The organism is Oceanisphaera psychrotolerans (assembly GCF_001870485.1).
GTDB lineage: Bacteria > Pseudomonadota > Gammaproteobacteria > Enterobacterales > Aeromonadaceae > Oceanimonas > Oceanimonas psychrotolerans.
The window spans coordinates 142214-166235 of record NZ_MDKE01000033.1; the positions used below are offsets into that span (position 1 = coordinate 142214).

General features: G+C 61.6%; 25 protein-coding genes. All 25 read right to left on the bottom strand.

All coding sequences use genetic code 11. The features are described 5' to 3' along the window. Positions 1-37: 37 nt before the first annotated feature. The 25 genes from fliQ to flgJ all read right to left on the bottom strand — a co-directional run bounded on the left by fliQ (position 38) and on the right by flgJ (position 24014). Positions 38-307: a flagellar biosynthesis protein FliQ gene (fliQ, locus tag BFR47_RS12230; RefSeq protein ID WP_071473324.1), complete on the bottom strand. Its 270-nt coding sequence runs from the start codon at positions 305-307 to the stop codon at positions 38-40. Beyond that, on the bottom strand, positions 307-1062 hold the full coding sequence (gene fliP / locus BFR47_RS12235) for a flagellar type III secretion system pore protein FliP (RefSeq protein ID WP_139215172.1): 756 nt from the start codon (positions 1060-1062) through the stop codon (positions 307-309). The genes fliQ and fliP overlap by 1 nt, the downstream gene beginning before the upstream one ends. Next, positions 1046-1405, bottom strand: a complete 360-nt coding sequence (fliO, locus tag BFR47_RS12240; RefSeq protein WP_071473325.1) for a flagellar biosynthetic protein FliO — start codon at positions 1403-1405, stop codon at positions 1046-1048. Before fliO ends, fliP begins: the two co-directional genes overlap by 17 nt. Beyond that, on the bottom strand, positions 1405-1818 hold the full coding sequence (gene fliN, locus BFR47_RS12245) for a flagellar motor switch protein FliN (protein WP_071473326.1): 414 nt from the start codon (positions 1816-1818) through the stop codon (positions 1405-1407). The genes fliO and fliN overlap by 1 nt, the downstream gene beginning before the upstream one ends. Further along, positions 1815-2873, bottom strand: coding sequence for a flagellar motor switch protein FliM (fliM, locus tag BFR47_RS12250; protein WP_071473327.1), 1059 nt, complete (start codon positions 2871-2873; stop codon positions 1815-1817). Before fliM ends, fliN begins: the two co-directional genes overlap by 4 nt. Positions 2874-2880: 7 nt before the next feature. Continuing rightward, complete coding sequence (locus tag BFR47_RS12255) at positions 2881-3354, bottom strand: flagellar basal body-associated FliL family protein (protein ID WP_071473328.1); 474 nt, start codon at positions 3352-3354, stop codon at positions 2881-2883. Positions 3355-3401: 47 nt separating this feature from the next. Beyond that, entirely contained in the window at positions 3402-4613 is a 1212-nt protein-coding gene (locus tag BFR47_RS12260; RefSeq protein ID WP_139215173.1) for a flagellar hook-length control protein FliK, read from the bottom strand. A 79-nt stretch (positions 4614-4692) separates the two neighbouring features. Then, positions 4693-5130: a flagellar export protein FliJ gene (gene fliJ / locus BFR47_RS12265; protein WP_071473330.1), complete on the bottom strand. Its 438-nt coding sequence runs from the start codon at positions 5128-5130 to the stop codon at positions 4693-4695. Further along, positions 5130-6461, bottom strand: a complete 1332-nt coding sequence (gene fliI / locus BFR47_RS12270) for a flagellar protein export ATPase FliI (RefSeq protein WP_071473331.1) — start codon at positions 6459-6461, stop codon at positions 5130-5132. Before fliI ends, fliJ begins: the two co-directional genes overlap by 1 nt. After that, positions 6448-7230: a flagellar assembly protein FliH gene (gene fliH / locus BFR47_RS12275; protein WP_071473332.1), complete on the bottom strand. Its 783-nt coding sequence runs from the start codon at positions 7228-7230 to the stop codon at positions 6448-6450. The genes fliI and fliH overlap by 14 nt, the downstream gene beginning before the upstream one ends. Next, positions 7227-8273, bottom strand: a complete 1047-nt coding sequence (gene fliG / locus BFR47_RS12280) for a flagellar motor switch protein FliG (protein ID WP_071473333.1) — start codon at positions 8271-8273, stop codon at positions 7227-7229. Before fliG ends, fliH begins: the two co-directional genes overlap by 4 nt. Further along, on the bottom strand, positions 8266-9975 hold the full coding sequence (gene fliF, locus BFR47_RS12285; protein ID WP_071473402.1) for a flagellar basal-body MS-ring/collar protein FliF: 1710 nt from the start codon (positions 9973-9975) through the stop codon (positions 8266-8268). The genes fliG and fliF overlap by 8 nt, the downstream gene beginning before the upstream one ends. Before the next feature lie 11 nt (positions 9976-9986). Then, entirely contained in the window at positions 9987-10301 is a 315-nt protein-coding gene (fliE, locus tag BFR47_RS12290) for a flagellar hook-basal body complex protein FliE (RefSeq protein WP_071473334.1), read from the bottom strand. A 119-nt stretch (positions 10302-10420) separates the two neighbouring features. Next, complete coding sequence (locus BFR47_RS12295; protein WP_071473335.1) at positions 10421-11803, bottom strand: sigma-54-dependent transcriptional regulator; 1383 nt, start codon at positions 11801-11803, stop codon at positions 10421-10423. Beyond that, positions 11800-11919, bottom strand: coding sequence for a hypothetical protein (locus BFR47_RS18725; RefSeq protein WP_245748920.1), 120 nt, complete (start codon positions 11917-11919; stop codon positions 11800-11802). The genes BFR47_RS12295 and BFR47_RS18725 overlap by 4 nt, the downstream gene beginning before the upstream one ends. Further along, the gene (locus tag BFR47_RS12300) at positions 11919-12794 is read right to left on the bottom strand and encodes a sensor histidine kinase (RefSeq protein WP_245748915.1); all 876 of its coding nucleotides are present in this window, start codon (positions 12792-12794) and stop codon (positions 11919-11921) included. Before BFR47_RS12300 ends, BFR47_RS18725 begins: the two co-directional genes overlap by 1 nt. 143 nt (positions 12795-12937) lie before the next feature. Then, positions 12938-14410, bottom strand: coding sequence for a sigma-54 dependent transcriptional regulator (locus BFR47_RS12305; protein WP_071473336.1), 1473 nt, complete (start codon positions 14408-14410; stop codon positions 12938-12940). A 351-nt stretch (positions 14411-14761) separates the two neighbouring features. Beyond that, a complete protein-coding gene (gene fliS / locus BFR47_RS12310; protein WP_071473337.1) occupies positions 14762-15157 on the bottom strand; it encodes a flagellar export chaperone FliS in 396 nt (131 codons plus the stop codon). Between the two features lie 13 nt (positions 15158-15170). Next, entirely contained in the window at positions 15171-15476 is a 306-nt protein-coding gene (locus BFR47_RS12315) for a hypothetical protein (protein WP_071473338.1), read from the bottom strand. Beyond that, positions 15473-16861 (bottom strand): flagellar filament capping protein FliD, encoded by a 1389-nt coding sequence (gene fliD, locus BFR47_RS12320; protein ID WP_071473339.1) that lies wholly within the window; start codon positions 16859-16861, stop codon positions 15473-15475. Before fliD ends, BFR47_RS12315 begins: the two co-directional genes overlap by 4 nt. 11 nt (positions 16862-16872) lie before the next feature. Next, positions 16873-17247, bottom strand: a complete 375-nt coding sequence (locus tag BFR47_RS12325) for a flagellar protein FlaG (RefSeq protein WP_071473340.1) — start codon at positions 17245-17247, stop codon at positions 16873-16875. Between the two features lie 244 nt (positions 17248-17491). Continuing rightward, a complete protein-coding gene (locus BFR47_RS19155; RefSeq protein ID WP_071473341.1) occupies positions 17492-19006 on the bottom strand; it encodes a flagellin in 1515 nt (504 codons plus the stop codon). An 814-nt stretch (positions 19007-19820) separates the two neighbouring features. Further along, on the bottom strand, positions 19821-21074 hold the full coding sequence (gene flgL, locus BFR47_RS12335) for a flagellar hook-associated protein FlgL (protein WP_071473342.1): 1254 nt from the start codon (positions 21072-21074) through the stop codon (positions 19821-19823). Positions 21075-21083: 9 nt separating this feature from the next. Beyond that, entirely contained in the window at positions 21084-23009 is a 1926-nt protein-coding gene (gene flgK / locus BFR47_RS12340; protein ID WP_071473343.1) for a flagellar hook-associated protein FlgK, read from the bottom strand. 9 nt (positions 23010-23018) lie between these two features. Continuing rightward, a complete protein-coding gene (flgJ, locus tag BFR47_RS12345; protein WP_071473344.1) occupies positions 23019-24014 on the bottom strand; it encodes a flagellar assembly peptidoglycan hydrolase FlgJ in 996 nt (331 codons plus the stop codon). Positions 24015-24022 lie beyond the last annotated feature (8 nt).

Genomic DNA, 24022 nt, shown 5'->3' on the forward strand with positions numbered 1-24022 from the left:
CGTCGTTTCTCGCCGTGGTTGAAAAGCGTGAGCGGTGTTACCCAATCAACTGCGGGATCTGGGACACCAGCTCATAAAAGAAGTCCATCAGCATATCGAAGCCCCAGTGCGCCCCCACCGCCAGTGCCCCCAGGGTCACCAACAGGCGGGGCAGAAAACTCAGGGTCTGTTCGTTAATGGAAGTGGCGGCCTGAAAGATGGACACCAGCAGACCGACGGCCAGACTCGGCAGGATCACCGCCGACACCAGCACCGTTACCAGCCAGAGCGCGCTGCGGAAAATGTCGACGAAGGTTTCCGGGCTCACTATCCCGCCCCCAGACCGAAGCTGTTGGCCAGGGTGCCCATGATCAGGTTCCAGCCATCCACCAGCACGAACAGCATCAGCTTGAACGGCAGCGAAATCAGCATCGGCGACAGCATCATCATCCCCATCGCCATCAGGATGCTGGCCACCACCAGATCGATGACCAGGAAGGGCAGAAACAGCATGAACCCGATCTGAAAGGCCGTTTTCAGCTCGCTGGTAACGAAGGCCGGTATCAGCACCCGTAGTGGTACCTCGGCTTCGCTGTCGGCCTGAATGTCCGCGATGTTGAGAAAGGTATCGAGATCCTTGACCCGGGTCTGGGCCAGCATGAAGTCCCGCACCGGCAATTCGGCCCGGGCCAGCGCCTCTCTCGAGTCGATCTCTTCCGCCAGATAAGGCTGCAGGGCGTCCGCGTTCACCCGGTCCAGCACCGGCGACATGATGAAGAAGGACAGAAACAGGCTGATGCCGATCAACACCTGGTTATTGGGGCTCTGCTGCAACCCCAGGGCCTGACGCAGGATGGACAGCACGATGATGATACGGGTAAAAGAGGTCATCATGATCACGATGGCCGGCAGAAAAGACAGCGCCGTCATCAGCGCCAGCACCTGCAGCGTCAGGCTGTATTCCTGGCTGCCGTCCGCATTGGTGGTCACCGTCACCGCCGACATGCCCTGCTGAGCCAGGGCCGGCGTGGCCAGCAGCAACACCGGCACCATGAACAGCCAGCCGTTAAGGTTTCGCATCATGACGCCTCGCCAGCAAGGGGCCGGCCTGCTCCGCAACCAGCGGCTGCTCCAGCTTGCCCAGATCGGAAATCTGCTGGGCGGTGACCCCCAGCAGCCGTTGCTCCTCGCCCACCTGTACCACCAGCAACCGCTCCCGCTGCCCCAGGGTCAGCGAGGCCACCACCTTGAGCTGGCGGCTGCCGCCAAACATCTGCGCGCCACGCAACCGGCGCAACAACCAGCCCAGCAGCAGAATAACGCCGATCACCAGCCCCGACGACAACGCCCAGGAATCCCAGCGGATTTCCGGTCCCTGGGCCAGCGCCGTGGCCGGCAGCCACAGCCATACCAGTAACAGGCGCATTACTTCAGCTTTTTGATGCGTTCGGTCTGGCTGATCACATCGGTCAGCCGGATACCGAATTTGTCGTTGACCACCACCACCTCGCCGTGGGCGATCAGGGTGCCGTTGACCATCACGTCCAGCGGCTCGCCGGCCAGCCGGTCCAGCTCCACCACCGACCCCTGGTTCAGCTGCAGCAGATTGCGGATGCTGATCTGGCTGCGCCCCACTTCCATCGAGATGGTGACCGGAATATCCAGAATGGCGTCAAGTTTACGTCGCTCATCACCCGACAGCGGGGCGGCATCGCTGTCGCCGAAATCGTCCAGCTCGACCCGCTTTGCCGATGCCGGTTCTTTTTCTCCGTCCCGGGACGTCTGCTCGGCCATGGCCTCGCCCCACACATCATCCAGCTCGTTCTGCTCATCACTCATGACGCATCCTCAATGGTTCTTTCCAGTTCTTCCAGCTCGGCCTCGCCGTCGATACGCACCCCGCGGCGGGTGACATGATGCAGCTCGGTTTTCACCGTTTCCGGCTTCTTGATTTTCTCGGTGATCCGCACCGCCATTTTATCGCCGGCACGCCCCAGCTGGCCGCGGAAGCTCGGCAGCTCTTCCACCGACACCAGCAAATGCTCGGGCATATCCACCGGGATGATATCGCCGGCCTGCAGTTCCATGATGGCGCGCAGGGTCAGCTCTTTTTCCAGCAGCTTCACCGACATATCCACCCCCACATCGAGGATTTCGTCGCGCAGCGCCTTGCCCCAGCGCAGATCGTTTTCGCCCTTGTCGCTTTGCACCCCCGCATCCAGCAGTTCGCGAATGGGTTCGAGCATGCCGTAGGGCAGGGTCACGTGAAAATCGCCGCCCCCGCCGTCCAGCTCGATATGGAAGGAGCTGACCACCACCACCTCGGTCGGGCTGACGATATTGGCCATGGTCGGGTTCACTTCCGAGTCCAGGTATTCGAACTCCACGTCCATCACCGGCGCCCAGGCATCCTTGTAATCCTCGAACACCAGCTTGAGCAGCAGCTGGATCACCCGCCGCTCGGTCGGGGTGAATTCCCGGCCTTCAATCTTGGCATGACGACCGTCACCGCCGAAAAAATTGTCCACCAGAATAAATACCAGCCGGGCTTCCATGGTGACCAGGCCGATGCCCTTGAGCGGCCGGAAACGCACCATGTTCAGGCTGGTGGGGAGAAACAGCGAGTGCACATATTCGCCGAACTTCAGCATCTGCACCCCGTTGACGGACACCTCGGCGGTGCGGCGCATCATGTTGAACAGGCTGATGCGCATATGACGAGCGAAGCGTTCGTTGACCATTTCCAGCGTCGGCATCCGTCCACGGACGATGCGATCCTGGGAAGAGAAGTCAAACATGGACACGCCGCTGCCATCGCTGACCGGCGTTTCATCTACATCGTCCACCCCGTGTAACAGGGCATCGATTTCATCCTGGGATAACAGATCGCTCACGATTCACCTATTGCATTACGATGCCGGTAAAGAGCACTTTTTCTATCGCCGGTACTCCCAGCTCATCCGTCAGCTCGGCGTTCAACTCGTTCAGCGCCTCCTGACGAACCATGTTCTTGCTCTCGGCGGTAAGATAGTTATCCGCACTCTGGCGGCTGAACACCGTCAACAGAGTACTTTCCAGCAAGGGCAAGTGGCGGCGCGTCCGGCTCTCGTTTTCGGAACCTCGCACCATCAATTGCACCTCCACCTGCACCAAACGATCCCGGTTGCCGGCCTGCACCGAAAAGACCACCGGCCGGGACAGACCGACATAGAACACCTGCGTGTCCACTACCTGCTCCGCTTCCGGCGTGCCGGAGGGTTTCAGCACCCACCAGGCGGCGCCCCCACCCACGGCGACCACCACCACCAAAACCACTATCCAGAGCAGCTTGCGCTGATACCATGCCGCCTTGGGCATGATCAAATCATCGGCCATTATGTACCTTTACCATTAACGAAAAACGGGCGATTCACCCATTTGAATCATGCAAAAAAATCAATACCGCCATGCTCTGGCGCCCGCCGGCCGGGCCACTCCGCTTCTCTGACCTCAAGTCGCTCCGTTTCCTCGAGGGCGGCTTCACCGCCTCGCGGTCCTTGCTCCTGGGTGCCAGCCTGCTGCCGATCACCCTGATGAAGCGCGCCCTGCTGACCCTGACTCAGGTTCAGTCCCTGTTGCCCCAGCATCTCTCGCAGCCGGGGCAGAGCCTGGTCGAACAACTCCCGGGCCTGAGGCTGGCTGGCCAGAAACTGCACCTGAACCTCTCCCTGCTCCATCTTCACCTGGATCCTGAGTCCGCCCAGCTCCGAAGGGCTGAGCCGGATGTCCGCTGCCTGCAGGTTCTGGTTCACCATCACCTGCACCTGCTGCGCCAGCTGCTTCGCGCTCTGCTCGGGGGAACCGAGCAGAGACAGAGAGCGTTCCGGCGACAAGAGACGCTCATTCGATAACGGCGTCTGTGCGTCCCGGCTAAATGCGGGAGTCACGTTTATTCCATCGTCACCTGTCGATGACAAGGCAACGCCGGCGTCTTCTCCGGCAGCGGCGGCCAACGCCACATTCGCCTCCGGTGGCAAATCATTGCCGCTTTCGGCCGCGGTGGCCTGCAACAGACGCCGACTGTGCGCTATCTGTTCCAGCCAGTCGCCCGTTGGCTCATCCGAGCTCAGCGCTGTCGCATCCCGCTCCGGCTCTTGCCGCCTGGCGGTCCGTACCGGCTGCTCGGCTCCATCGGCGTCGGCGTCAACCTCACCGGCTTCCACTTCCATAGCCTTCTCTGCCCGAGCGGCCTTGAGCTGGTACTCCCTGGCGACCCGCTCATCCTGGAGAGCGTCGGCTTCGCCATCGGCAGCCGTCGCCGCCGGAGCTGCGCCGGTCTCATCGTTCACGGCGGCATCTCCGGCCCCCAGTGCCGCCCTTGCTTCCGGGGCTACCGGCGCAGACTGGCTGGCCAGAAAGGGAGCGCCAGCCTCGTCCTCCCGGTCATCCGCCCGGGTTTGCTCCTGCTGTTCCTCGCGGGCAGCATGACCGGGTGCCTGGTTCGAAGGCCGGCTCGCGCTGTTGTCATCGGCAACGGCAGCAGCCTGCTGCCCGGACAACAACTCGGCAAAACCGGCATCGCCCTTTTCGGCCGCCGCCAGCCCTCCGGCCTTTGCTCCCGCTCCCGTCGTGGCCGTTACCGTGCCTATCATCATGCCCACTCCCCGTTCATGCTGAGACCATAGCGCGCCCGAACCGGCGCACAACAGTAACAAGCAAAACACATACCAACTGTTAAATACTTTTCTTGTGGAAGCGATAGATGGCCAGGTTATCCAGCATCTTCTGCTCCTGCCGGCTGCTGTCGAGCCGCTGCCGTTCGGCCTCACGCTCCAGCAGCTTGTCGATGGCCTGTTTGCGGGTGCGCACCGCCATCCAGGCGCTGCGGTTTTGCTCCAACCGTTGCCGGGCCTGTTGCAGGCCCTGCTGTTGCTGTTGCCGGGTCTGTTCCAGCTTGTCGATAAACCCCTGAAAGTGGCCGAACTGGTGGGCGCTCAGACCCTGCTGGCCCCGGTTGTTGAATTCCTGCGCGTAATGGCGCTGATACTGGCTCAGGGTCTGCTGCTGTTGCTCGAACTGCTGCAACTGCAACCGTGCGGCGTTCAGCTCCGCCGCCGCCTTGCGTTCCTGAGTCTCGAGTTGCTCCAGCAACAGCCGCAACGCCCGGCTCATCAGCCGGCCCTCAGCAGAGGCTGACTGATCGCCTCTAGTTCACCCAGGCACATGGGCAGCGTAATCACCTCTTTCATGCTCTGGGTCAGAAAATGATCCAGCCGGGGACGGATATGAATGGCCATGTCCAGCCGGGGATCGGCACCGGACTGATAGGCGCCGAGGTTGATCAGGTCGTGATTCTGCTGATAGAGGGCATAAGCCTGCTTGATGGCTCTGGCCTGCTGCTGATGGGCCTCGGTAGTCACGGCGGTCATCACCCGGCTGATCGACTTTTCGATGTCGATGGCCGGGTAATGGCCGCTGTCCGCCAGTTGCCGCGACAGCACGATGTGGCCATCGAGAATGGCCCGGGCCGCGTCGGCGATGGGATCCTGCAAGTCGTCGCCTTCGGTCAGCACGGTGAAGAAGGCGGTAATGCTGCCCTGGCCCTCGGCGCCGTTACCGGCCCGCTCGACCAGCGCCGGCAGCCGGGCAAACACCGAAGGCGGATAGCCCTTGCTGGCCGGAGGCTCTCCCACCGCCAGCGCGATTTCACGCTGGGCCTGGGCATAGCGGGTCAGCGAGTCCATCAGCAGCAGCACATTGAGCCCCTGATCCCGAAAGTACTCCGCCAAGGTCAGGGCGGTTTCACAGCCCTTGAGCCGCATCAGGGGCGAGGCGTCGGCGGGGGCCGCCACCACCACGGCCCGGGCCCGGCCCTCCTGGCCCAGGATGACGTCGATAAACTCCTTCACCTCGCGGCCCCGCTCGCCAATCAGCCCCACTATCACCACATCGGCCCTGGCGCCACGGGTCATCATGCCCAGCAGCACACTCTTGCCCACCCCGGAGCCGGCAAAGAGCCCCATGCGCTGGCCCTGGCCGACGGTCAGCAAGGCATTAATGGCGCGCACCCCCACGTCCATCGGTGCCTCGATGGGCTTGCGCGTCATCGGGTTCAGCCGCTGGGCGGTAAAATCGGCGGTGGTACTGGTCATGATGGGCCCCAGCCCGTCCAGCGGCTGGCCGATGCCGTCGATCACCCGGCCCAGCAGCTCCATGCCCACCGGTACCCCGGCGCCCTGCCCGACCGGCGTGACCCGGGCGCCGGGAATGACCCCCTTGAGCGACTCACTGGGCATTAAAAACAGCCGGTCGTCGGCAAAGCCGACCACTTCGGCATCCATCTCGCCGAACAGCGTCTGGATCCGGCACTGGCTGCCCACGGCGGCGGTACAGCCCACCGCCTCCAGCGTCAGTCCCACTACCCGGGTCAGCTTGCCGCTGGCCGCCATGGCCGGCATCAGCCCCCGGGTCTGATAGGCGGCCAGTCGTTCAGGAAGCGTCATGGAAGCGATGCCAGTTGGCCTTGATGAAGTTGGCCATCAAGTCGTCGATGCGGCGCGCCAGGCTGACATCCAGCTCGGACAGGGCGGTTTTCACCCGCAGATCTCCCCGTGCCTGACCGGGTTCGCTCACCAGCTCCCAGCCCCGTTTCTGACGGCTCTGCTCGTCGAAATGCTGCTCGAGCAACGCCAGATCATCCGGGTGCACGAACAGGGTGACGCCGCCGTCATGGCCCGGCAAGGCATCCACGGCCTCGCGCACCGTGGCCAGCAGCAGCTGTGGCGAGGTGCTCGCCTCGGTTTTCAGCAGGTTGCGGGCCAGCTCCTGAGCCAGGGTCACCAGGCTCTGTTCCACCACCTTGTCTATCTGTGCCAGCGGCGTCTGCAACCGTTCGACCAGCTGCTGCCATTGCTGCAGCTGCCGGTCGATTTTTTCCTGCCCTTCGGTCAGCCCCTGTTCCAGCCCTTGCTGCAAGCCGGCCTCGTGCCCCTGCTGCAGGCCGGTGAGCCGTCCCTCTTCCTTGCCGGCCTCGAAGCCCTGTTCCTTACCTTCTTCATATCCGGCCTCGAAGGCGGCCTGACGAATGGCTTCGAGGGCCTCGGCGGTCCAGGGCTCGGGCGCGGACGGCGCGTCCGACGCCGGCGTCGGGGGGGAGACCTCGGCGCGAGACTTGATGTTCAGCGCCCGCTCTGGCGGCCTACTCCGGGGCTGGGACATATCCGGCCAGGGCCAGTGCTCGGCCTCGCCGTCATCACGGGAACCATGGCTCATATGAAGTCATCACCCCCGCCCTTGGCCAGCATCAGCTCGCCGCTGTCCGCCAGACGCCGGGCGATGGCCAGAATTTCTTTCTGTGCCAGTTCCACGTCGCTCACCCGCACCGGGCCCATGGCATCCAGATCGTCCTGCAGCATTTCGGCGGCACGCTTGGACATGTTCTTCAGGAACTTGTCCTTGAGCTGATCATCCGCCCCTTTCAATGCCCGCTGCAACAGCTCGCCGCTGACCTCACGCAGCAACAGCTGGACTCCCCGGTCGTCCACATCGATCAGGTTCTCGAACACAAACATCAGATCCTGGATCTTCATGCTCATCTCTTCGTCCTGATCGCGTATCGCATCCATCAGGACCCCTTCTACCGTGGTATCCAGATAGTTCATGATATTGGCGGCCGCTTTCAGGCCGCCCATCTTGGCCGCCTTGGCGCCACTCTGGCCGGCAAACTGTTTTTCCATGATGTCGTTCAGCTCCTGCAGTGCCGCCGGCTGCACTTCTTCCAGCTCGGCAATGCGCATCACCAGATCCAGCCGGACCGGCTCGGCAAACTGCTGCAGGATTTCGGCGGCCTGCTCCGGCTCCAGATAAGACAGCACTATGGTCTGTATCTGCGGGTGCTCGTTATGGATGATGCTGGCCACCTGGCGCGCATCCATCCATTTCAGCGAGTCCAGGCCACGGGAGCCGGCCCCGGCCGAAATCTGGTTGACCAGGCGCCCGGCCTTGTCTTCTCCCAGCGCCGCCACCAGGGCGTTGCGCACGAAGTCCTGACTGCCGACGCCAATCTTGGTGAAACGCTGAATATCCTCGATAAAGAGACGGTGCACCGCGCCGACCCGGTCGGGGCCAAAATCGCCGACCGAGGCCATTTTCATGCCCAGCCGCTGCACCTGCTTGGGGTCCAGATGACGAAAAATCTGCGCCGCATCTTCTTCACGCAGGCTCAGCATCAGCAGGGCGGCCTTTTCGGTGCCGGTCATGCTGTCGAGCAGCTGGCGCTGCTCGTCGGTAATCATCAGTTCCTGCGCATCAGTCATCGATCTTCACCCAATCTCTTATCACCTGTGCCGCCAGATCCGGTTCGTTGGCCACCAGCGCCCGCACCGCCGACAGCACATCTTCATCCTTGTGCAGATCGGGGAGCCGCAGTCGCCCTTCGCGAATACCGAACATGCTGTCGTCCTGCTCGGCCTGCTGGGCCAGCAGCGTCAGCTGCTCGTTGCCCGACAGCGCATTCTGCCCGTCCAGATCGACTTCGCCCGGCATGTTGTCATCGGTGCCCAGCAAGCGCCGGACCATGGGCCGTACCAGGGTCAGCAGCAGGACAATCAGCACGATAACGGCGCCGAGAATGCGGGCCAGATGCCAGAACCAGGGCTGTTCGTAGAAAGGTACGCCGGCAATATCGTCCATCTGGGGGCGATTGAACGCCACCGCGACCACCTCGATGGCATCCCCCCGGCTCACATCGAAGCCCAGGCCTCCCCGCAACAGGCGATCGATGCGGGTCAGTTCTTCCGGCGTCAGCGGCACCCGTTCGGTGGTGCCATCCGCGTTGCTGATGGTCTTGTGATCCACCGCCACCGACACCGTCAGGCGACGCACATCACCGGTGGCGCTCTGGGTATGGCTGATGGTGGTGTCCAGCTCGAAGTTTCGGGTCGATTCCCGGCGAGAACGTTCATTGCTCCGCTTTTCCTGAGCCAGGCCGTCGGCCTGCTCGGGAATATCCGACTCGGTCGGCGGCTGATTGCTCAGCGCACCGGGAATGCCAATGGCCCCCAGCCCGGCGCTGGTATCTTCCATCACCATTTCCGAACGTACCGCCGGCAGATCGGGGTTGAACGACTTGACGGTCTGTTCCTTGCGGCTGAAGTCCAGGCTGACGTCCACCTCGGCGGTATAGTTGCCCAGCCCCAGTACCGGACTCAGAATGGCGTCAATTTTCTGGCGATATTCGGCTTCCTGCTTCTGCTGCAGCTCAAATTCCCGACGGGTACGCGCCGACAGCGGGTCCTGCGAGCCGGAGTTGAGCAGGCGCCCGTTCTGATCGGTCACCGTGACCCGATCCGGGGTCATGTCCGAAACCGCCGAGGCGACGGTATCCACGATGGCGTCCACTTCTTCCTGACGCAGGCTGCCGCCCCGGCGCAGGTTCAGCACCACGGTGGCGCTGGGCTTGCGCTTGTCGCGCACGAAGACGTTTTCACGGGGAATGGCCAGCAGTACCTGGGCCTGGGCCACGCTGTTGTACTGCTCTATCACCCGCGCCAGCTGCCGCTCGCGGCTGAGGTTCAGCCGCTCCCGCTCCAGCCGTTGGCTGATGCCGAAACCGGGATCGGACAACAGGATACTGTCGCCCTGGGGCGGGCTCTGACTCAGGCCGGAGCGGCGCAGATCAAGCTGAATGTCGGCAAATTTGTCGGCCCGCACCAGCACGGTGCTGCCATCGATGGTGTATTCGACTTTCTGGGCATCGAGAAAGTCGAGGGTTTCGATCAGTTCCTGATTGCTGTAGACGCCAAGGGGGCGCATCTGCGGCTCTTTACCCCACAGCAGGATAAATACCGCCAGTGCCAGACAAATGGCCAGCGCCAGCACGATGATGACCTGACGCAGAATATCGGTGTTGCCCAGCAGGGCGAAAGGGGTGCTTTTCTGCTCTTCCGCCTCCAGTGAGTTGGCCTCGCTGGTGGCCAGGGCAGACTTGTCGGTCTTGACCAACGGATTATCAGCCACCAATCAGCCCCTCATACCGGCATGTTCATAATGGTTTTGTAGGCATCCACCACCTTGTTGCGCACCTGCACGGTGGCGTCGAAGGCGATGCTCGACTTTTGCGCGGCGATCATCACCTGCTCCAGGCTGACCGCGTCGTCACCCAGCTCGAAACGGGTGCGCAGGGCATCGGTGTCTTGCTGCAGGCCATTGACGTTGTTCACCGCCTGGGTCAGCAGCGCGGAAAAGTCCTGTTGCGGGGCTATGCTGTTGGGCGGCGTCGGCGGTTGCATCTCGCCTTTTATCGCCTGCATTTCCGATATTAATGCAGCGGCCTTGATATCCATGACAGTGGCTCCCGTATCAGTAAATTAACTCGAGGATCATAATGCAAACAACGGGCCAGTCTATCTTTATCTACCCGCAGGCGCCACCGCCGGTGAGCACGTGGCCTGCCCCCGGCGAATTAGCCCGGCACGCTGATGCCGGCTTCGCGCATGCGCGCCAGTTTATAGCGCAGGGTGCGCGGGCTAATCCCCAGCTTTTCCGCCACCTGCTGGCGACTGCCGGCATGGGTTTGCAGGGCCTGCAGAATAAGCTGATGCTCCTGAGTGGCCAGCTCCCGGCCCAGATCACGGCAGGGGTCACCACCCGGCTCGTCAGCCGGCATGGCGGCCGGTTCGGTCCGGGTCGGCGCTGCTGGCGGCGGAGGCGCGGAGGCGGGTGATGAGGGGTCCAGCAGAATATCGGCCGCCGCTATCACCTCGCCGGGCGCCAGGATCAGCGCCCGCTGCATTACGTTATCCAGCTCGCGCACATTGCCGGGCCACTGCCAGCCCTGCAGCCGCGTCCGGGCCGGCTGGCTCAGCGCCACCTCGCCGCGCCCCAGCGCCCGGGCATGGCGTTGCAGCAGGTATTCGGCCAGTGGCACTATGTCGCCGGGCCGCTCGACCAGCGCCGGCCAGTGCAGCGGAAACACGTTCAGCCGGTAATAGAGGTCTTCCCGAAAGCGCCCTTCGGCCACCGCCTGCCGCAGATCCCGGTTGCTGGTGGCCAGTACCCGCACATCCAGCATGATGGTCTTGCGCCCGCCCAGGCGTTCCACTTCCCGCTCCTGCAGCACCCGCAGCAGCTTGGCCTGCAGGTTGAGATCCATCTCGGTAATTTCATCCAGCAGCAGGGTGCCGCCGTGGGCCTGCTCGAACTTGCCGGGGCTGGCCTGCACCGCACCGGTGAAGGCACCCTTTTCATAACCGAACAGGGTGGCTTCCAGCATGTTGTCGGGAATGGCGGCACAGTTGATGGCCACGAAGGCGCCGTCGGCCCGTTCCGAACGGCGATGAATAAAGCGCGCCAGCACCTCTTTGCCGGTGCCACTGGGGCCGCTGATCATCACGCTGGCCCCCGACTCGGCCACCCGGCCGGCCAGCTGCAGCAGCCGGATGCTGCTGGCATCCCCCACCACCGGATCACCACTGGCCTGCGGCTGTTGCGGCACATGACGCGCCACCACCGCCAGCAGGGCATCGGGGGTGAAGGGCTTGGCCAGATAATCCACCGCCCCGGCGCGAATGGCGGCCACCGCCCCCGCCACCTGGGCATGGGCGGTGATCACCAGCACCGGCAAGCCGGGCAGGCGGCGATTGATCCACTCCAGCAACCCCAGGCCATCCATGCCCGCCATCTGCACATCGGTGATCACCAGCCGGGTGCTGTGCTGCTGCAACCAGAGCATGGCCGACTCGGCGCTGTTGACCGCATCACAGGAAAATCCCGCCAGCAGCAGCGTGTCCTGCAACGCCTGCTGCAATCCCGGATCGTCTTCCACGATGAGAAGGTCATGATTCATGCTGAGGCTCCTTGTTCCTGATTACCGCGAGAGGCCGCCAGGGGCAGCCACAGGCTGAAACAACTGCCCTGCCCCGGCACCGATTGCACCGTCACCCGGCCCTGATGGGCCCGCATCACCGCGGCCACCGCCGCCAGCCCCAGGCCGGTACCCTGACTGCGGGTGGTAAAAACGGGGTGAATATCTGACCGAGCAGGGCACCGTCCATGCCCTTGCCGTTATCCTGCAGCCGGATTTCGACTTCATTATCCGGCGCCGCCACCATCGCCAGACCGATCCGGGTCGCCCCGGCCTCGGTCGCATTTTCCAGCAGATTCAGCACTATCCCCTTGAGGGCATGGGCGTTGCCAAGCACCGTGGCCGGCGCCGATACCGATGCCGAGACGATCAGCTCGGCACCACGGCTCGCCAGCATGGGCGCGGCCGCCTCGGCGCATTGGTGCACCAGTGCGCCCAGCTCCAGCTCATCGGCCAGCGGGGCCTGATCCGGCCGGGCAAACATCAGGATGTCGCTTATCTGGCGCTCGATGTCGTCCAACCGCGCCATCAGCCGCTGCTGAAACTGGCCGCGTTGTGCCTCGTTCAGGCCGGGGGCAGACAAATTGGCGCCATACAGCATGGCGGCGGAGAGGGGGGTGCGGATCTGGTGTGCCAGGGTGGCGGCCATCTGCCCCAGTGCCGTCAGCCGCCGGGCATGGCCCTGCTGCTCTACCCAGGTGCGGGTCGGGGTCATGTCGGTCAGCTGGATCAGCTGACCGGGCCGCCCTTCGACGTGGGCGATGGCCAGCTGAATGCGCCGGCCGTCTTTCAGCGACACCTGCAAACCATCGTCCGGCTGGGGGGCGAACACCCGGCCAATGACCTCGGCCCAGGGCTGCTGCAACAGCGGTTCGCCCAGGATCTCCCGCGCCGCCGGGTTGGCCAGCGCCACCCGCCCCCGACCGTTCAGCCAGACCACCCCGCTGGGCATGGCATTCAGCAGCGACGCCATGCTCAAGGAAGTATCTGACGGTGCTTGCGGTATCGGGGAGAGATCACTGCACATTAAGATGCGACGATTGAGGAAGTAGTCATGGGGTTATTCAATAAGCATGCCAGATAAACCGTGAGGAGCCACGCCTCACGGTTTTCTCTTCATACCCCGCGATTAATGCCGTATTTCTTCATTTTTTCGACCAGGGTGGTGCGACGCATGCCCAGATGCTCGGCGGCTCTGGCCACCACGCCTTCGCTGGCGTCCAGCGCTTGGCCGATGAGATCCATTTCGATATTGGCCAGCATTTCCTTGAGGTTGATGCCCTCCGGGGACAACGAGCGCACGGCCGCGTCCGGTTCTTGCCGGTCGCCGGCCGGTTCGAGCGACTGAAAGTCGAAAAAATCGGCTTCTGCGCTGGCCGGCTCCTCACCGGACTGAAAGATCGCCGACAGTGCGTCCCGTTCGTCCAATTCGTCAAAAGGCCGTTCGGCCAGTTGCTGGTCACTGATAAAGCGGTATTTTTCCGGCAAATGCTCCGGCTGCACCTCCTGATTGGGGAACAGAATAAACATCCGCTCCACCAGATTGGACAGCTCGCGCACGTTGCCCGGCCAGTGCCAGGCCTGCAGCGAGGCGATGGCCGACGGCGAAAAGGACAGTTCGGCGCCGTGGGTCAGCCGGTGGCGGTCGATCAACTCGTCCAGCAACAGCGGCAGATCCTCCCGCCGCTGGCGCAGGGCCGGCATCTCGATCGGAAACACATTGAGCCGATAGTAGAGATCTTCCCGAAAGCGCTGCTCCCGGATCATCTGCTCCAGATCCCGGTGGGTGGCGGCAATCACCCTTACCCTGGCGCTGATGGAACGGGTGCCCCCCACCCGTTCGAAGGTACGCTCCTGCAACACCCGCAGCAACTTGACCTGCATCGGCAACGGCATGTCGCCGATTTCATCCAGAAACAGGGTGCCGCCCTCGGCCAGCTCGAACCGCCCCTTGCGCGCCGACACCGCCCCGGTGAAGGCGCCTTTTTCGTGGCCGAACAGTTCGCTTTCGAGCAACTCGGCCGGAATGGCGCCGCAATTGATGGGCACGAAGGGTCCCTCGGCCTGCTGCGACAAGGCGTGAATGGCGCGGGCGATCACCTCCTTGCCGGTGCCCGACTCCCCCAGCAACAGCACATTGGCCGGCTTGGCGGCGACCTGCCGCACCAGGCTCTTTACCGCCTGCATCGGCGCACTGGTGCCCGTCAGCAGCTGTTGCAGGCTGGCATCCTGTTCATCGGACAGCCGGGCCGGCTGCCACTGCTGCGCCTGGGCCAGCAGCGTGGTCAGCCTGGCATAGGTCAGCTCGCTCAGCGTGCCCTGCAGGTTGTCGGCCTGGCAGGTCGTTTTTTCGAGGCTGATAAACGCATGGTGAGGAAAGGTGTTCAGTAATTCGGACAGGGAATCTTCGATGTCTCCCGCCAGTACCGTCAGTGGTTGAGGTTGGCTCCGCAACCAGGCCAGCTCCTTGGCCGGGTTGCCACTGCGCCATTCTACCTGCATGAAGGAAAGGATGGCTTCGAGCCTTGACCGTCGTTCCTGGTTATCATCCATTATCAAGACGCAGCCATTAAAGCCCATAGGGTACATATCCTTGCTGTTCGATTGGTTATTCTTGGTATTTTTTGTGCCGTTACCGGCCCTCTCACAGGGTCGGCGGTCAGGCACAAGTCGTAATTCTGACACAGGCGTCAAAATAACTCGACGCAGAGCGCCGTATAAATCACAACATCGTTGACCGGGATCAAATTTACCGGGCGAAATGGCGATTTATTAGTCATCACAAGTGGTTATGGACAAGCATACCGGAGAAGACTGGCAAATTTATGACACCGGGGCGGCTTTGAAGAACAGGGTGCTGGCATATCGCCGGGGAGTGATGGGCAAAAAAACGGGGATGGGGCCCAAGGCCCCATCCCCGTTTTTTTGTGCGCCGGTCGTTTAGGCCGGCACCTGCTGCTGGGCGGCGGGAATGGCGTCCCAGCTTTCCTTGATGTTCCGCAGCAGCCGGCTGACCCCTTCGAGCCGTTCGCCGTTGTTTTCGCTGTTGGCCAGCATCAGCTCGCGCACCATGAAGTCGTACAGGTTATCGAGGTTGACGGAAATTTCGCCGCCGGCGTCCATATCCAGCGAGGCCTGCAACTGCTGCACGATGGCGATGGTGCTGCCTATCAGCTCGCCGCGCTGGCTGACGTTCTGCTGCTCGATGGCCATTTTGGCCCGGGCCAGTCGTTCCAGGGCACCGGCCAGCAGCATCTGCACCACCCGGTAGGGGCTGGAGATGTCTTTCTGGCTGTCTACTGCTACCGATTTATAGGCTTTAAGCGAGCCGCGCATGCTTTACTCCTGATTAGTTTCTTTTAACATTCTGATAGGCCCGCACCGAACGCCGGCCTTTTTTCAAACCGGCCAGCTTTTCTGCCAGCAGGGTGCGGCCGTGCTCCGCCTCTTGGATCAACCGCCGTGAACGCTCCACCAGCTCCGCCACCTGGCCGGCGTCGAACGTTTCTGTGTCCTTTGACTCAATAATCGAGCGCAACAACCGGGCCCGCTCCGCCAGCCGCGCGCCCATCGTTTCGGCCTGCAGTTGCTCGGGGTCGGCAAACTCCGCCAGTAGGCTCTGGTCCAGCGCCTGCAACTGTTCGAGCGGACTCATGAACTGCTACTGCCGAAAGTGGGCATGTTCTCGAAGGCGCTGATCACCGAGCTGAGCTGCTGGTTCATCTGGGCGATGAGAATATCCATGGCGGAAAACTGCTTGTAAATCCGCTCCTCATAGCTGGTCATATATTCGGTAAAGGCGTCGGCTTCATCTTGCAGCTTTTTCATCTGCGCGTTAAGGGACTCGTTCTTGCTGGTCAGGATGCCCTCTGTACCGACATAGTCTTCCATCAGGCTATCCAGCTTGGTGCTGACCCCGTTTTCCGATGAAAACAACAGGCCCACCTTGGCGAAGTTGTCGGCCACCTGCTTTTTCAGCAAGTCGTCATCCAGCTCGATGGTGCCGTCCTGCTTGGTGGTAATGCCCAGCGCGGTCAGGCTCTTGACCGGCGCGACGGCCCCCTCTACCGATTCACTCAGCAGCTGGCGAATTTTCGAGGTCAGGTTACGGGTGCTGCTGTCGCCGCTGAGCGGGCCGGAGCTTTCCGTTTCCGCATCGTAGGCACTCAGTTGCTTGATGGTGCTAATCACCTTGTTGAAAGACGTAACAAAGCTTTTGAGGTTGGTTTCCACCGCACTCTTGTCGTAGCCGATGGTCAGGGTGGTGGTGGGTTTGTCGCCGGCGGCATCGTTGATTTTTTTTACATTCAGGGTCACGCCGGCGATGGCATCCTTGATTTCGTTGCTCTGGCTGGTCACGGTGGCGCCGTCGATGGTGATGACGGCGTTTTTGGCGGCCTGAAGCTCGGTCGTCGTGCCCAGTGCCGCCAGGCTGTTGCCGTCTTCTCCGTCGTTGTTGCTGCTGGCGCTCACGGTAATCTGGCTATCGGTGCCGGTGTTATCGGCAAAATACACCAGTCGCGAGCCGCCATCGTCGGTAATGACCGTGGCGCGCACGCCCTTGTTGTCTTCCGCATTGTTGATGGCGGCGGCCACCTCGGCCAGCGAGCTTTTGCCTTTCGTTATATTCACGGTAAAGGATTCGTCCCCCACCCCCAGGGTCAGGCTGCCGGAGCCCAGCTGCTTGTCGGTGGCCACGGCGCCTGAGGCCAGTTTGTGGGCCTGGGCCAGCTGGCCCACTTGCAGGGTATAGCTGCCGGCCACCGCGTTCTTGTCCGCCGTGGCGGTCACGAAGCCACTTTCACTCAGGCTGGCCGAGCGCTTCTGAAAGGCCTCTTCATCTCCCAGCTTCTGGAGCGAGGTCTTGAACTCCTCCAGTACACTTTTCAGTCCGCCATAGGCGGAAAGCTGCACCTCGATGGAGTTGGCCTGGCGCGCCAGTTGCTGTTCCTTGGGCGTGCGTTCGGCCTGCACCGTAATATCGACGAAGCTTTGGATGTCGAAGCCCGAGCCCACGCCGGGGAGTTTAAGAGTGGCCATGGTGCTGGCTCCTATGCCTGAATATCGAGCAGGCCGCCGCTGGCCTCGTTGAGGCGGGCGATAACATCGAGCAGCTCTTCGGTGGGGATCTGGCGCACCACATCGCCGGTGTCGCCATCCAGCACCGTCACCACGTTGCGGCCCGAATCTTCATCCACCCGGAACTGCAGGTTTCGATTGATACTGCCGATGAAATTTTGTATCTCGCCGGCCATTTGCTCCAGTTGCTCGGGCGCCAGGGCCAGGGCCTTGCCCTGATCGGTGGCCTGCACCGCCTGTGCGGTTTGGGTGGCCTCAGCCTGACGGGGCATGGCCGGCTCTCGGGGCCGGCCCCCAGCCTCGGCCGGCAAGGGCTGAGCACGGGGAATCAGTGGTGACGTATCCATATCAATCTCCTTTTGGTGCATGGAGCAACTGAATAACAAAAAGCCGTAAGCGGCAGGGGTGACACCTAAATAAAAATCACGCCTGCGCTTGCAGCCTCGGGTTGTCCCGACACACAACATACCGGCTCTCGCCGTGTTGTACTCACAGTTGTGTAGATGACAGTTATGTACTCACTGTCATGTACAAGAGGGGCCTTGTTGCCCCTCTTTAACGACGCTAGTGATAACGCCGTGAGTCAGCCGGTTAGCCCAGCAGCGACAGCGCGGCTTGGGGGATCTGCTTGGCCTGGGCCAGAATGGAGGTACCCGCCTGCTGCAGAATCTGCTGCTTGGTCAGGTTAACGGTTTCCTCTGCGAAGTCCACGTCCATGATGCGGCTCATACCGGCAGAGGCATTCTCGCGGATGTTGGCCAGGTTGTTGATGGTGCTGTCCAGCCGGTTCTGGAAGGCGCCCAGATCGGCCCGTTGATCGTCAATCTGCCCGATAGCGGCATCGATCACGTCAATCGCGCTTTGTGAGCCGCCCGCCGAAGAAATATCAATTGCAGACACATAACTGGTTCGAGCGGTGCTACCCACGGTGACTGCACCAGCCCCTAAAGCACCAGCCGCCGTCACGGTGACTGCACCGTAGTCGTTATCCAGAATGGCATTGCTGAAGTCAAGCTGACCCGTTATCACTCGACTTTGGGCTCCGTCAGTATCTGCAATTGTAAATGCAGCGCCAACATCAGCACCTGCTATATCGACCATCTGTAAAGCGATTGTACCACCTTCAGTTGCACCCGCCGTAACAGAAGCTGAAATGTTGATATTATCGCCATTGGCATCCTTAAAAATAACACCTTCATTATTAACAACTTCGGTGGTTATTCCTTTATCACTCAGTGCATCAAGTGTCGACTGATCAAGAGCAGCGGTAAGGTTATCTTCGGTGGTAGCGGCATCCGCCCCCATAGCATAAGAAATTTCTACTCCCTGGACATTAAGCGCCACAGTGTCCCCCGCGTTGGTATTAGCAGAAAACTCAACTTTCACTCCAGTAAAACCACTAACACCAGAAAGACCACTGACACTGTTGTACTCTCCGGCCAGATCGGCTGCGGACATGCCATCTCGCAGCGCAACCTGCTTGGTAGAACTACCAATCTGCACCGACAACGAATCGCTGGTACCTTTGGTATAACCACTTGCGCTGATACCACCAAACCCAGTCAAGGCAGTAGCGCTCAGTGACTTGCCTTCCAAACCAATCTTATTGGCAGATACATCAGATAAGGTCATATTAATCGCTTCATTAGATTTGGAACCAACCTGAAACGCTCTTGAACCAAAACTACCGTCCAGCAGCTTCTGGCCACCGAAGGAAGTGGTTTCTGCAATACGGGTCAATTCAGACTGCAGCGAGCTGATTTCCTTCTGCATGGCGGCACGATCATCACTAGTGTTGGAGCCGTTGGCAGACTGCAGCGCCAGATCCCGCATCCGCTGCAGAATGGAGGTGGACTCCTGCATGGCACCTTCGGCGGTTTGCGCCATCGAGATGCCGTCGCTGGCGTTTTTCATTGCCACGCCCAGGCCACGAACCTGAGAGTTCAGCCGGTTGGAAATCTGCAGGCCGGCGGCATCGTCCTTGGCGGAGTTGATGCGGCTACCGGTAGACAGCCGCTCCATGGACGAGGCCAGGGCATTGCTGGAATTGGTCAGATTGCGCTGGGCGCTCATCGCCGAAACGTTGGAGTTAACAGTAATCGCCATAATCGAATCTCCGTCAGGGTTCAGTGCCGGCGTACCGCCGGTGTGCTTGCTTGTCTTCGTTAAACAGGATATCGGCGGGGTTTTCGGCAACTTTAGTCTTTTTGTGCGCGGTTTTTGATGTTGTCGCTATACCGCTGAAAAGGCCGCTGAAAGTCCAACCGGTTACAAATGGGTATCGGCGGAGAGCGGGATAGCTTTAGGGGAAATGTAATTTCAAGCACATTAAACAATCGAACCGTTTGATCTTTATATCAACTCCGGACAAAGGGCCCGCTCCCCCGACTCGCCGTAAACCCATCCGTGGGGGCTCCGCCGCGCCCTCCCTGGCGCGGAGGGTCGGCTGAGCAGATCCCTTTGTCCTCCTTTATGCACCGGCATCGCCTGCTGGCGCCGTCTGCGGACGACTCGGAGCTATCGCAGAGGCTGCAGAGAACGCCTCCCACGACCGTGACATGCCAGGGATGGCATGTCCGAGCTTACAGGGATGTACTCGTAGCGTGTCGAGGGAGGCGGCTCTGTGGCCTCTGGTGCCTCTGGTGCCTGAGGACCTTTGTCCGATGATAAGCCGCCATGCCTGAAAGCCCGATTTGATCTGGTAATGAGTTTGCGCCGCATCAATGGCCGCCTGCGGGGGCCAGAGTTTGCCATGACAAGACGTACGTTCGGCGTCACCAGTCTTGGATTCCCGCCTTCGCGGGAATGACAAGAGAAGGCTCTTGGGTATGACGACAGAACCGCAACGGTTATGCAGCATGACTTAACGCGGTAGAGTAAATTCGCCCCTTACGCCTTATTCGTCCCTCACGCTTCTCTGTTATATGTAATTGAACAGGCTCATGCCCTGCAGCTTGCCGAACACGCTCTGGCTGGCCTCCAGCGCCACCATGGTCTGGTTGAGCTCGCCGATGGCCTGGGCGTAATCCAGATCCTCCATGCCGCTGCGCACCTTGTCCAGGGTCAGGCTCATGTCGTCGTGGGTGGCCCGCTGGTTGTCCAGCCGCTGCAGCCGAATGCCGGTATCCGCGCGCACCCGGGTAAAGTGACTGCCTACGGCGTCCAGCTCGGCGAGGATATCGGCCAGTTCGCTCTGCTCGCCGGCGGTGTTGCCGTCACCTTCCAGCCAGCTTTTGGCCCGGTTCAGGGCATCGAACACCGACAGGGTATCCTGACCGGTGCCGTCGGCAGAACTGGCATCCAGGGTGATTTTGTCGCCGGCCCTGGCCTCACCGGTCAGGGTGAGGGTCATGCCGCCGGCCTCGATGGACTGCCCCGGCTGATAGGACTGGGGCGTCAGCGCAATGCCGTCCTTATCGGTGAGCGCATTGCCGTCCTTGTCGGTGAGCAGCACCTCCACCACCCCGTCGTTATCGCTGAACACCACCTGATAGGGCTGGGCCCCGTTATCGAAGGTGGCCATATTGCTGATGGCCGCCCGTTCCACCACCAGCCCGGGCTCGCGCACCCCGCCCTCAAGCGCATAGCCGACGGTGACGTCACCTTTGGGATTGGGCACCTGGCCAAACACCATGAGGCCGTCGTGATTGAGCCCCACCTTGACGTTGTTGCTGATGGCCAGCTCGCGCTGGCCACCGTCGCCCTGGTAGCTGACGCTGCCGTCGGGCTGGCGTACAAAGGGTGCCTTGTCGGTCTGAAAGCCGCCAAACACATACTGGCCGAATTCGTCGCGGCTGTTGGCCAGATCCAGCAGTTCATCGATACGGCTGCTCAGCTCGGCGGCCATGGCCGACTTGTCCTGGGTGGTGTAAGTGCCGTTGTTGGCCTGCAGCATCAGTTCCTTGACCTGCTGAGTCAGGGTTTCGGCGCTGGTGAGCAGGCTTTCTTCCCGCTGCAGCCGGTTTTCGGCCAGGTCGATGTTGTTCTGGTAGCGGGCAATGCTGCTCAGCTCCTGCTTGTAACCGAGAATGCTGTTGGCGGCCGCCGGATCGTCGGCGGCGGTTTGCACCCGCACCCCGGACGACAGTTTGTCCAGCTGCTGGCTGGCCTGGCCGTTTTTGCTGCTGATGTTGTTCAGGTTGTTCTGATAAAACTGAAAGGTAGACAAGCGCATGGAGGCTCCTTAGCGGATTTGCAGCAGCGTATCGAACAGCTCGTTGGCCACCGTGACCACCCGGCTGGAGGCCATGTAGGCCTGCTGAAAACGCAGCAGGTTGGCGGCTTCTTCGTCCAAGTTGACCCCCGAGATCGACTGCATGCGATTTTCCGCCTGGGTCAGGGCGGCAGCGGCGGCGGTGGCCTTGATGCTCTGGCTCTGGGTCTTGCTGCCCACCGCTACCATGGTCTGGTTAAGGCTCTGTTCCAGGGTCGCGGTGCCACCATTGAGCCACTTTTTCTGTTTCAGCTCGCCAAAGGCCTGGGCATTGACGTTGTTGCCGGCACCGCTGGCCTGGTCTATCTGAAACTGATCAAAGGGCTTGGCACTGCCGCTGAGCGTCAGTTCCACATCGTTAAAGGTGAACTTGCCGTCGGCATCGGGCACCACCGCCGAGAGCAAGGTGCCGCCCTGATCGTACAGGTTGTATTGCGGTACCCCCGTGGTCGCGTCGGTTTCCACCTTGAGACGGAGCGGATAACTGGCGTTGTCCACCCTGGTGGTGGCGTCGTTATTCAGGGTGGCATTCAGCGCGGCGGTGCCGGTGTTGTTGCCATTGGCCGTGGTCATCAACTGGCTGGAGGCGGCCAGCCCTTCGGGCTGTTGCAGGCTGACCGCCAGATTGGCGGCGCCGTTGCGGCTGGGGCGGATCAGCATGCTGTCGCCATTGGTGGGCGTGCCGGTCAGGGTTAACGAAAAGCCATCGAAATTTAGTTTTCCGTCGGCATCGGGCACCAACGCGGTGCTCTTGCCCGAGCCAAGATCGGTAATGGAGTAAGCACCGTCTTTAACGTCCAGCCGGTATTCACTGCCGGTCAGGGCGCCGGTATCGGTGATGGTGACCTCGCCGCTGACGGCGGTGTTGCTGGTAAAGAAGCGACCGGCCAGGGCCTCGGGGGCATTGATGTCGGTAAACAGGTCCAGCCCCGGCACGCCACTCAGATCCACGCCCTGGCGCTGCACCTGGTTGAAGGCGTCGGCCAGACCCATGGCGGTGCGGCCGATGTCGCTCATGGTGGGCGCCAGCACCTGATTGCGAAACTCCACCGTGGCCCCCAGCGTGCCGCCCAGCTCGCTGCCGTTGAGCCGGGTGGCCGTCTCGGGCCGGGCCGGGTCACCCAGATACAGTTCGGTCTGCTGCGGGTCGGGACTGCCGGCTCTGACCTGCAGGCCGAGTGCACGGCTGCCGCTGACCAGCGTATCGCGCCCGCCCAGCATGACCGACACCGCGCCGCTGGGCTCGGTCAGGGTGGTGATGTGCACCTCCTGCCCCAGTTCGCCGATCAGTTTGTCGCGCTGGTCCAGCAGATCGTTGGGCGAGCCGTTTTGCCCCGCATTCATGATCTCCTGATTGAGCGCGGCAATGCCGGCCGCCAGTTCGGTCACCCGGCTGGCGCTGCTGACCATGCTCTGGCTATTGGTTGAATACTGCTGGTTCAGGTTGCTATACATGGCGTTGAAGCCGGCCGCCACGTCCCCGGCATACGCCAGAAACAGCTGACGGTTGCCCAGATCGCCGGGGTTATCGGTCACGGCGTCGATGGCGCCATAGAGCGCGTCCAGGCTTTGGCTCATCGCGGTGCCCATGTTGTTGACGCTGTCATTCAGGTAGCTGAGCTGTTCGTACAGTGTCTGGGTGCCCGCCTGTTCGGTGCTGCTGACCAGTACATCCCTGAAGGCATATTCCTGATACATGCGGGTGACATCGCTGACCCGGGTACCGGTGCCATAAAACTGACCGCCGGTATAGAGGCCACCAGCGGTCATCTGCTCCGCCCGCTGGCGATTAAAACCCTCGGTGTTGACGTTGGCAATGTTATGACCGGTGGTGGCCAGCTGGGCCTGGGCGGCCATCAGACCACTGACCCCGGTTTGATACATATCAACAGCCATGTTGTGTCCTTATGCTTGTGATACCAGTCGGGTCACGGTATTGAAAATCGAGCTCAGCTTGTCGGCATAGTTCGGATCGGTGGCATAGCCCGCCTCCTGCAAGGCGTTGAAATACTGCCGGGGCGAGTCCGTTTGCTGCAGGGCATCGCCGTAACGCGGATTGTCGTGCAAAAACTGCACATAGTCGTCAAAGCTGTCGTTATAGGAGCCGTAGCTGCGAAACGGCGCCTGCACCTTTACTGCGATGCCCTGCTCGTATTCCAGGGTGCTGACCCAGGTTTTTGCCTGCTTCCAGCTGTTATCGGCCTTGATGCCGAAAAGATTATGGCTGGAGTCGCCATTTTTCTGGTTAATCACCTTCTTGCCCCAGCCGGTTTCCAGCGCCGCCTGGGCCAGCATGGCCTCGGCCGGCAGGCCCAGCCGCTTGCTGGCCTCGGTGGCGGCAGGCAACAGGCGACGCACAAAATCCGCCGGTGAGCGGAACGGCTCGCTGGCACTGTGGGTGACGGTGGTCTGGTTGCCGGCGGCCCGTAACGGCGGCGAGGATGACGCCATGGCCGCATTCCGGGGGCTGTCGTCGGCACTGGCGGCCGAACCGGCGTCTGCCGGACGAATCACCTTGCCCTTGATTCGGCGCACCCCGTCGAGATCGAAAAAGCGGGCCTCGCTCTCGGGCGCAGTATCGGAAAGACCGCCCAGCTGCTTGACCACCATGTCGGCCAGCCCCAGGCTGCCCTGACGGCTGAGCTCGGCAGACATCTGCTGGTCGTGCATGTCTTGATAATACTGGGTGTAACGGCTGTTCATCGGGCTATCGGCTTTAAACACCTCGTTGGCGGCACGCATCGACTTGAACAGCTGCTGGGTGAACAGGCTCTCGAACTGGCGCGCGGCTTCGTCCAGCGCCTGGCCACGGTCCTGCTCGAAGCCCTGCTGGCGCAGCCGGTCCAGGCCCTGAATGTCGTTGGCCAGCAGGCTGTTACCAAATGAGTCGATGGGTTTCATTCCGTTAC

Coding starts and splice junctions, on each gene's coding strand:
- fliP (WP_139215172.1), bottom strand. CDS start 1,062: ATGATGCGAAACCTTAACGGCTGGCTGTTCATGGTGCCGGTGTTGCTG.
- fliO (WP_071473325.1), bottom strand. CDS start 1,405: ATGCGCCTGTTACTGGTATGGCTGTGGCTGCCGGCCACGGCGCTGGCC.
- fliN (WP_071473326.1), bottom strand. CDS start 1,818: ATGAGTGATGAGCAGAACGAGCTGGATGATGTGTGGGGCGAGGCCATG.
- BFR47_RS12255 (WP_071473328.1), bottom strand. CDS start 3,354: ATGGCCGATGATTTGATCATGCCCAAGGCGGCATGGTATCAGCGCAAG.
- BFR47_RS12260 (WP_139215173.1), bottom strand. CDS start 4,613: ATGATGATAGGCACGGTAACGGCCACGACGGGAGCGGGAGCAAAGGCC.
- fliJ (WP_071473330.1), bottom strand. CDS start 5,130: ATGAGCCGGGCGTTGCGGCTGTTGCTGGAGCAACTCGAGACTCAGGAA.
- fliI (WP_071473331.1), bottom strand. CDS start 6,461: ATGACGCTTCCTGAACGACTGGCCGCCTATCAGACCCGGGGGCTGATG.
- fliH (WP_071473332.1), bottom strand. CDS start 7,230: ATGAGCCATGGTTCCCGTGATGACGGCGAGGCCGAGCACTGGCCCTGG.
- fliG (WP_071473333.1), bottom strand. CDS start 8,273: ATGACTGATGCGCAGGAACTGATGATTACCGACGAGCAGCGCCAGCTG.
- fliE (WP_071473334.1), bottom strand. CDS start 10,301: ATGGATATCAAGGCCGCTGCATTAATATCGGAAATGCAGGCGATAAAA.
- BFR47_RS12295 (WP_071473335.1), bottom strand. CDS start 11,803: ATGAATCATGACCTTCTCATCGTGGAAGACGATCCGGGATTGCAGCAG.
- BFR47_RS18725 (WP_245748920.1), bottom strand. CDS start 11,919: ATGCGGGCCCATCAGGGCCGGGTGACGGTGCAATCGGTGCCGGGGCAG.
- BFR47_RS12300 (WP_245748915.1), bottom strand. CDS start 12,794: ATGGCGTCGCTGCTGAATGCCATGCCCAGCGGGGTGGTCTGGCTGAAC.
- BFR47_RS12305 (WP_071473336.1), bottom strand. CDS start 14,410: ATGTACCCTATGGGCTTTAATGGCTGCGTCTTGATAATGGATGATAAC.
- fliS (WP_071473337.1), bottom strand. CDS start 15,157: ATGCGCGGCTCGCTTAAAGCCTATAAATCGGTAGCAGTAGACAGCCAG.
- BFR47_RS12315 (WP_071473338.1), bottom strand. CDS start 15,476: ATGAGTCCGCTCGAACAGTTGCAGGCGCTGGACCAGAGCCTACTGGCG.
- fliD (WP_071473339.1), bottom strand. CDS start 16,861: ATGGCCACTCTTAAACTCCCCGGCGTGGGCTCGGGCTTCGACATCCAA.
- BFR47_RS12325 (WP_071473340.1), bottom strand. CDS start 17,247: ATGGATACGTCACCACTGATTCCCCGTGCTCAGCCCTTGCCGGCCGAG.
- BFR47_RS19155 (WP_071473341.1), bottom strand. CDS start 19,006: ATGGCGATTACTGTTAACTCCAACGTTTCGGCGATGAGCGCCCAGCGC.
- flgL (WP_071473342.1), bottom strand. CDS start 21,074: ATGCGCTTGTCTACCTTTCAGTTTTATCAGAACAACCTGAACAACATC.
- flgK (WP_071473343.1), bottom strand. CDS start 23,009: ATGGCTGTTGATATGTATCAAACCGGGGTCAGTGGTCTGATGGCCGCC.
- flgJ (WP_071473344.1), bottom strand. CDS start 24,014: ATGAAACCCATCGACTCATTTGGTAACAGCCTGCTGGCCAACGACATT.